Genomic DNA, 6,960 nt, shown 5'->3' on the forward strand with positions numbered 1-6,960 from the left:
GGTAGACCACCAAAATACTCCGATAAGGGCTGCCGAAACAGCTCGCGTTGTCTTCATGTCAAAGGGTCCTTCGTCGGCTTGAGCAGGTAGGCGGCGGAATATAAGGGTGACTTCGGCGGACGCTTACGGACGACCTAGAGATAAGCAGCCGGGAGTTTCAGGCGGAATCCTCGTTCGTTTGGAGGAATGACGAACCGCCGTACGAGAAGAGCCGGAAGGTGCTGCGTGTGGGTATTACCAGGGCGCGTATCCACACCTTGATCCTCGATCCGATGTGGCCACGATGCCCGATCCTGAAGGGGCACGCTCTGTAGCCATCCGTGCTTCCTACTGAGGCAAGCAATGATGCTTGTGCTTCTCTGATAGGCCGAAGAACGCCCTGAAGACAGCGACTGCCTCTGCGACTTGCTCCTTGAGTTCCTCGACGGTCATATAGACGCTTCGATCCGGTTGGTTCGGCTTCATGTCCCAGTCCAGTCGAACGAATGCCAGCATGGGGATTCGGGGATGGTGGGGGCCGAGAGGGGACTCTGCCAGCTTGCCAGGAACGCCCCATCTGCCGTGGGCGTAGTCGTTCCTAAGGGCACGCGCAGAACGTGCGCTCGCAAACCACTGGTCGAACTCGGCAATCACTTCAGGTCCCGCGGACCTGTAGGCCTTCCTTACGAGTTTCCTGAGGATGGCGAGCCGGTTGTCGAGCGTGTACTTCGAAGGGGTGAGGTACTTGGAAACGTCGACCTGGAGGTACGGTCCGAGCCAGTTCAGCTGCAAGCCGACGAAGAAGTCGAACCTCGCAGCCTCATAGACTAGGCGCCCAAGCGAGCGATGCAGCTCGTCCTCCAGGGACTCTTGAGTCCAGTCTGCCGGCGCATGGTGCGCGGCCGTAGGTGCCGCTGTTCGTTTCATGGAGTGTCTTGGCTTCCGCGAGCGGTCGTCAGGACGGCAGCTCGAGCGCGGGTACTTTCGACACCGTCACCGACAGCCTGTATTCGCAGAGCTCAACATCTCGGATCGAGGCGCAGGCCAGGCGTAGGTCCTCGGACATAGTTCGGCAGATGATGATGCCCCGCACGCGCTGGCCAGGGTCGGCCACTTCCTTGCGGACCCAATTCATGTAGCGAAGCAACTGGCCGACGACGCGGTCATACCCACGGGACACCTTGAGCTCCAGCACGACGAGCGAGTTGTTGCGGTCCACCGCCAGGATGTCGATTCGCCGACCGCTGCCTGCCTCGAACTCGACGCCACGAATGTCCTCTTCCTCGTACAGCCTAAGTCCTGGCTCGATGCACTCGAGGTTCTCGACGAGATAGCGCTGCAGGTCCTTCTCCAGCAAGAACTCCGACGAGCCAGCCCACGGCTCTTCAGCTTCGGCTTCCTCGCTGTCCGCCGCGACCTGCTGTTCCTGCCGCTCGACATCACCTTGGACGAGCTCATGAATCGGGGAGGGGTCCTTGCCGGCTTCGTACAGGCGGTACTGGCCGGTGTCCACCTTGAAGAGGATGTCGTCGGTCTCGTTGGTCGAGGGGTGGTGCAGACGGTTCTTGTCGTTCGTTGAGGCCTGCACGAGATGCGCACGGATGGTGACCGGCTTCAGCTTCGGGTAGTTGGTGCTGAACCACTCGACCGCCCTTGAGCTCGTGAACACCTGGCCGGGCTTGAGGTCCCACGCAGCCAGCATGTCCTTCAGAAGGGCCCTGGTGGGCTTGTCATAGATGGTCTTCGCCATGCTGCTCCCTCATCCGTGGTCGTATCGTTTTGCGGCAGCATAGCGTCCCGGGTTGGCATGGCCACCTTCGGCTGCTCCCGTGCTTAATGCTCCTTCGAGCACAGAGCGCCATAGTTGTCCTCCGCAGCCTGCGCGACAGAGCGCCCGTGCTCTGCCAGGCGTTCGAACTGCTCGACAGAAAGGCGGCTGAGCGACGTCGGGAATCGCATCGCATACAGCGCCTCGGCGTCGGGCTCCTCCGGGTTGGGCCCTGCGATATATAGGAACGCGCCTCTGGCCTTGCCGCCCTGTAGAAAGTTCGAGAAGGCTCGCACGCGAAGCGACCGCACCTGCTCGGACATCACATCGGTGATCCGTCGGAGACGGAATATGTTCAGCGGGTTCGATTCGAACCCTGGCGCAAGCGGCAGCCCTGCGTCCGAGGCGACGATGCACTCGTCGCCAACTTTCGAGCGTTGACGGCCTGCGTCGAACAGGGGCTCCAAGCCAAGGTTGTCGTACACACCACCGTCGTACAGGTGGAGGTTTCGAAACGGAAGGGTAACGACCTGCTCGCTGCCGGGCGTCGTGCCCCAGCGGCGCTTTTTCCATTCGAAGCTGTCCGCACGCAGCGTGAGCGGTCCGATGAGGCCAGGGAACGCAGCGGACACAGCCATAGCATTCGCCAAGGGGAAGGTGTGACAGTCCTCCGCGTACCCAAGCTCGTAGTCACCCATCTGGCCCGCCTTGAAACGGAAGCGCTTTCCGTTCTCGGCCGTCGTGCCGTTGATCGACCACTCGGGAGTGCGGGGAAGCGCCGATAGGGGCGCCTGAATCTGCCATTCTTTGCGAAGCGCGAGGCCGAGGAGATTGGCGCGGGACAGCAGGAAGCGCCAGTTCAACGGGTTCAGCAGTTGGCGGAACGCACCCCACATGAGGCTTCGCTCACAAAACGCCGCTCTCAACTGCGGGTAGACGTGTGTCAGGTATTCGCTCGAGGAGGGCCACTTCATCCCGTTGAACTGAAAGATCAGCCCGGTCAAGAGGCTCCCGCCAGAGACAGTTGAAATGCGAGTGACCCGTTCGAGTAGATCGCGCTCGGCCATCCAGCGAAGGACGCCTGCGTGAAACACCATGGCCCTGACGCCTCCGCCGGAAAGCGCCAGGGCAATGCCGCGTCCTTGCTCTGCCTGCGTCAACGCACCTCTCCTTGGCTGATGAAGATGTCCGTGTCCCCAACGATCAGCTGGAGGACGGGTAGCCCGTCGCTCGACATCTCCAAAGACAGATGGGCCATCTGCACCCGGTCGTCGATGCTCGGCGTCGTGGAATGGCCTCGCGGGTGGCTATGCCATTCGCCGACGTACTTCACGTTGCCCGCAGTTCGCTTCATAGCCTCCTCCACGGTCGGCGCCAGGTCTTCCTTGCCTCGCTCGAATCCGGTGGGCGAGGCCTTGCTGTCCGGCGGCTCGGGCAGAGCGTCAACGATGACCACCATCTTCTCGATGAAGTCGTAGTAGCCCAGCAGCACACCACCGGTTTCATTCGGCAGTTTGGCGGCCCGCATAGCCCTCAGGCGCCGTTCCACACCCGCGTCCATGAAGAGCTTCATTTCACCGAGGTCAATTGAGCCTTCCTCTTCCGCCTGGACGTCGTGCACCGTGACCTGTCCGGTGTCGCCGTCACGCTGCCAGATGCGAATGCGCGCGCCAGCCTGCGACAGGGCCTGCCGCACCTGGTCGGCCAAGCTGCCTGCATGCGTCATGATGAGCGAGTACGGCATCACGGCCGAGATGTCTCGACAACTGGCCCCGCTCCAGAAGGTCGAGGCGTTGCCGGCGAGGTGGTCTTTGCCGAAGTCGTTTCGGATGAGCGCCCGGTAATACTGGGCCTCGAGCGTGCGGAGCCGCAGCTTGCGGGCAGCGTCCTCCATTTGTAGCACCGAGTCGCGGCCGTTTGGCGTCAGGAACACCGATGCATGGCGTGCAGCGCCGTCGCGAGAACTCACCGCGCGGGGGTACTCGAGCGTGGTCGAGGCATCAACAACCAGGGCCGGCGAGTCGATTGCCGCCGCGACCTTGTCGTTGGTGAACTCGCAGGCATCGGCTTCAATATCCGTCACGATGCTCGCGTCCAGCATGGCTGAGACATGGAGCGCCCGCACGACGGCCGTCTTGGGCAACCCTACGTGCTCTCGCATCGCGATGTGTCGCGAAAGGTTGTGGGGCTTGACGTGATCCTTGTCAATGACAGTCCACTTGCCCCAGCCCATGCGCCCCCACAAAGATGCCAGCAGGCTACCCAGCGAGCCGACGCCGATCAACGTGGCTTCCGGCCCGGGCTCCGTGATACCGGACTGGGCGCGCGCCGCCTTCGCGCTGTTGAACTGGAGGACCTCTGACGTGAGCAGAGCAACCGACTTCCACGCATCCGCTGGTTGCGTGCGGAGGACATCCTGGAAGTACCGCCCTGCGTGCTTCATCAGCACGCCAAGCTTTTCGCCAAGCTCAAGCAGGCTTCCAGCGAGCACGAACGCCTGGTGGCGCGTGCGCTCTGGCTCGACGTCTGCAGTGCGCTTGACCGGGATGTTTAAGAGCACGAGGGTGAATTCCTCGTCGGACGTCGGCAGGGCCCCGTCGTGACCGACGCGCGGCTGCACAAGGGCCTTCAGCTCGGCGAGTAGGTCCAATCCCCGGCCTTCCAGAAGACCTTGCAGCTCCCCAAGCGTAGCCGGCTCAGGCATCACCTCGCCTTGAATGACGGGGGGGAGGTCAAGCTGCACCAACGACACCGGTAGGAGACCTTCACCGGCGTTCGGCACAAGCCTCAACGTCAGACGACCGTTCGCCAGCTTCATGCCGGGTACTACGGAGAACCTGCCCCCCTCCTTCTTGCGTAGCTCGTCGAAGTTCCAGGGCAGCACAAGCTCGTAGTCGGCAATGAAGAAAAGCTGCTCGACTGGCTGGTCCGCCGCGTGAAGCGTCCCCTTCGCGGAGTTCTCGAGCCACCACTGGATTCGGCGCAGGAAGGTCTCGGGTGTCCATTCACGCAGCACCGCCTTGACCGGCTCAAAATAGAGGCACAGGTCAGCAGGGGCGTTGGGGCCGACTCGGTTCTGGTGCAGCAGCCGCGGGAAGGCCTTACGCAAAGCCCAGACGTTCACCAGAACTTTGGGGTCGGCACGCACCACGACTGCTATGCGCTCGCGGTACTTGATGCCGGCGGCGTTCTTGGAGGGCACGCCGCGCGTCTTCACCTCCATGACGATGAACTCGGCCGTCGTATTGCCGTCACCGCCCAGCCGTGCATATTTTTCGACGGTGAAGTCCCTGTTTCGCCGGGCCGCGGCCGCTATCGCTTTGGTCCGAGGCAGTGTCAGAGCTGCTTCGTCGGACAGGGTCTCGCCGCGAAGCTCATAGAACTCATCGTCGGCCATCAGCCAGCCCGGGGCGCGACGGAGCGCACGATGGCTGCTGCGCCGGCTACAGCAGCGCTTTTGAGCGACAAACCCTGACTGGTGATTTCGAACTCGATTGGCTCGGGGGCGTTCGCCCGAGGCTCTTCGCCCGTCACCAGAAAGTCGTTGCCGTCAACCTTCTTGACGTACTCCTCGTAGGTATTGCGAGCCTGGATGTGGGGCGGCTGTTCCTGCTTGTAGGCTTCTTTGATGTCCGGGATCGGCCGGCTGCTGCTGACGATGTACGACCCAGGCTTGCCGCCGAGGAGAATCTTCTCGACGCCCGGCTTGGGCGTCGTCTTCTTCTCGCCCTTTTCGTCGCTGAGGGCCTTGTAGCTGCAGTGATGAGGGATGTTGAAGATGTCCCAGGCCAGGCGGTCCATGTTGTCGTGCTTCTTGGTCGTCTCGACGATTTCCTCCAGCACCTCCCAGGTCGAGTCGCCGACCTCGAGGTAGTCATAGAGGTCGCTGCCGATCTGCATCCGGACATTGAAGATCAGCGACGCATCGTTGCGCACGATGTCTTCACCGTCCCCGCAGTGCTTGATGAAAGGGGAGTGGCAGAAGACCTCAAGGGCATCCTGTACCAGGCTGAAGCCCGGGACGAGCTGGCCGGCGTCGATGAACAAGTGGTCGCGAGCGTCGGACGCCAACCCCTTCTTCTTCAGCTCCTTCTCGAGCCAGTCGATCAGCACCTTCGGTCGTGAGAAGACAAGAATGCCCTTGCCCTCGAGGAGCCGGTGCCGGGCCTCCAAGCACAGCACGTATTCTTCGCGCTCTGGGTTGTCCTCCGGTTCGACCAGCAGCATCGCTGCGGGGAACCACATCTCTTTCGCGAATTTGCGGTCGCCGCCTTGCTTCTTCTTGTCGTGCTCGAGGTGGAAAAAGTCGGTACTACCCTGGATATGGTCCAGGTCGCCGTGCGTGAAGGCGACGACATCGAAATAGTTTTTGCCTGAGCCTTTCAGCTCCGAGCGAAGCCGGCTCGCCAGGTCAATCTCGGGTTCGTCCGAATCCTCCCCCTTGGCGCAGTGCCGGTAGTCGAACAGCAGGCGCCGGCCCTCCGTGGTGATGACCTGCGATGTGTCTCCGTTCCCGACCGGGTAGAAGACCACTTTGTGTGCCTTTGCCATTGATACCCCTGAGCGATTTCGGTTGTTAGCACTCGTTCTCTATGAGTGCTAGCAACAAATGTAACGATGATGCGACGCCGGAGCAATCGGGTTGCGGCTCGGCAACGGCAGTGTGAAGGTGGGGTGGCTCACCAGGTGAGCCTGGGTTTCCGCAGAATCGTCAGGGCGTAGGCAAGATCGCGGGCCGGCGAAACCGCAGCCGGTAGCACCGCAGGTCACCGCTGTGAGAAGTGGCTAACCCCCCGCTGAAAATCCTGCGGCATCGCAGTAAGACGAGACGGGACGAAATGACACCACCCCTCCACGACGGCGCCCTGCAGATTTTTGACGTGGACCACGGCCAGTGCGCGCTGCTGACGATTCCGTTCGGTCCGAACCACGCCTACCGGGTTCTCATCGACTGCGGGCACGCGGTGAACTTTCGCGGGGCGCCGTGGTATCCAGGTCGGCACCTGCAGTCGTTGGGGGTGAACTACCTCGACATGCTGGTTTGCACGAACTACGACGAGGACCACATGTCAGGCTTTCCAGACCTGGAGTGTTGACGCCGACTGAAATTTGACCCACCCGTGAGGGCCCTGCCGACCCAAATTTGACCCAGGTGTTCAACCTACCCTGCCCGAGATATCCACAGCTGGGCGGGGGTGTGAGGAGTGATCACC

6 protein-coding genes are annotated in these 6,960 nt (G+C 61.9%); 1 reads left to right on the forward strand and 5 read right to left on the reverse strand.

What is annotated here, in order from left to right:
• Positions 1-327 precede the first annotated feature (327 nt).
• The 5 genes from ACG04R_RS28245 to ACG04R_RS28265 form a co-directional block, all read right to left on the reverse strand.
• Positions 328-906: a hypothetical protein gene (locus tag ACG04R_RS28245; RefSeq protein ID WP_394418115.1), complete on the reverse strand. Its 579-nt coding sequence runs from the start codon at positions 904-906 to the stop codon at positions 328-330.
• A 28-nt stretch (positions 907-934) separates the two neighbouring features.
• Complete coding sequence (locus tag ACG04R_RS28250; protein WP_394418118.1) at positions 935-1,729, reverse strand: endonuclease NucS domain-containing protein; 795 nt, start codon at positions 1,727-1,729, stop codon at positions 935-937.
• An 83-nt stretch (positions 1,730-1,812) separates the two neighbouring features.
• Positions 1,813-2,907 (reverse strand): patatin-like phospholipase family protein, encoded by a 1,095-nt coding sequence (locus ACG04R_RS28255; protein ID WP_394418121.1) that lies wholly within the window; start codon positions 2,905-2,907, stop codon positions 1,813-1,815.
• Positions 2,904-5,144, reverse strand: a complete 2,241-nt coding sequence (locus tag ACG04R_RS28260) for a ThiF family adenylyltransferase (RefSeq protein WP_394418124.1) — start codon at positions 5,142-5,144, stop codon at positions 2,904-2,906. The genes ACG04R_RS28255 and ACG04R_RS28260 overlap by 4 nt, the downstream gene beginning before the upstream one ends.
• Positions 5,144-6,298 (reverse strand): ComEC/Rec2 family competence protein, encoded by a 1,155-nt coding sequence (locus tag ACG04R_RS28265; RefSeq protein WP_394418127.1) that lies wholly within the window; start codon positions 6,296-6,298, stop codon positions 5,144-5,146. The genes ACG04R_RS28260 and ACG04R_RS28265 overlap by 1 nt, the downstream gene beginning before the upstream one ends.
• 287 nt (positions 6,299-6,585) lie before the next feature.
• Between ACG04R_RS28265 and ACG04R_RS28270 the strand changes: the two genes are divergently transcribed.
• Complete coding sequence (locus ACG04R_RS28270; RefSeq protein ID WP_394418130.1) at positions 6,586-6,843, forward strand: ComEC/Rec2 family competence protein; 258 nt, start codon at positions 6,586-6,588, stop codon at positions 6,841-6,843.
• Positions 6,844-6,960: the final 117 nt, after the last annotated feature.

It is taken from the genome of Pelomonas candidula, assembly GCF_043555985.1.
GTDB lineage: Bacteria > Pseudomonadota > Gammaproteobacteria > Burkholderiales > Burkholderiaceae_C > Pelomonas > Pelomonas candidula.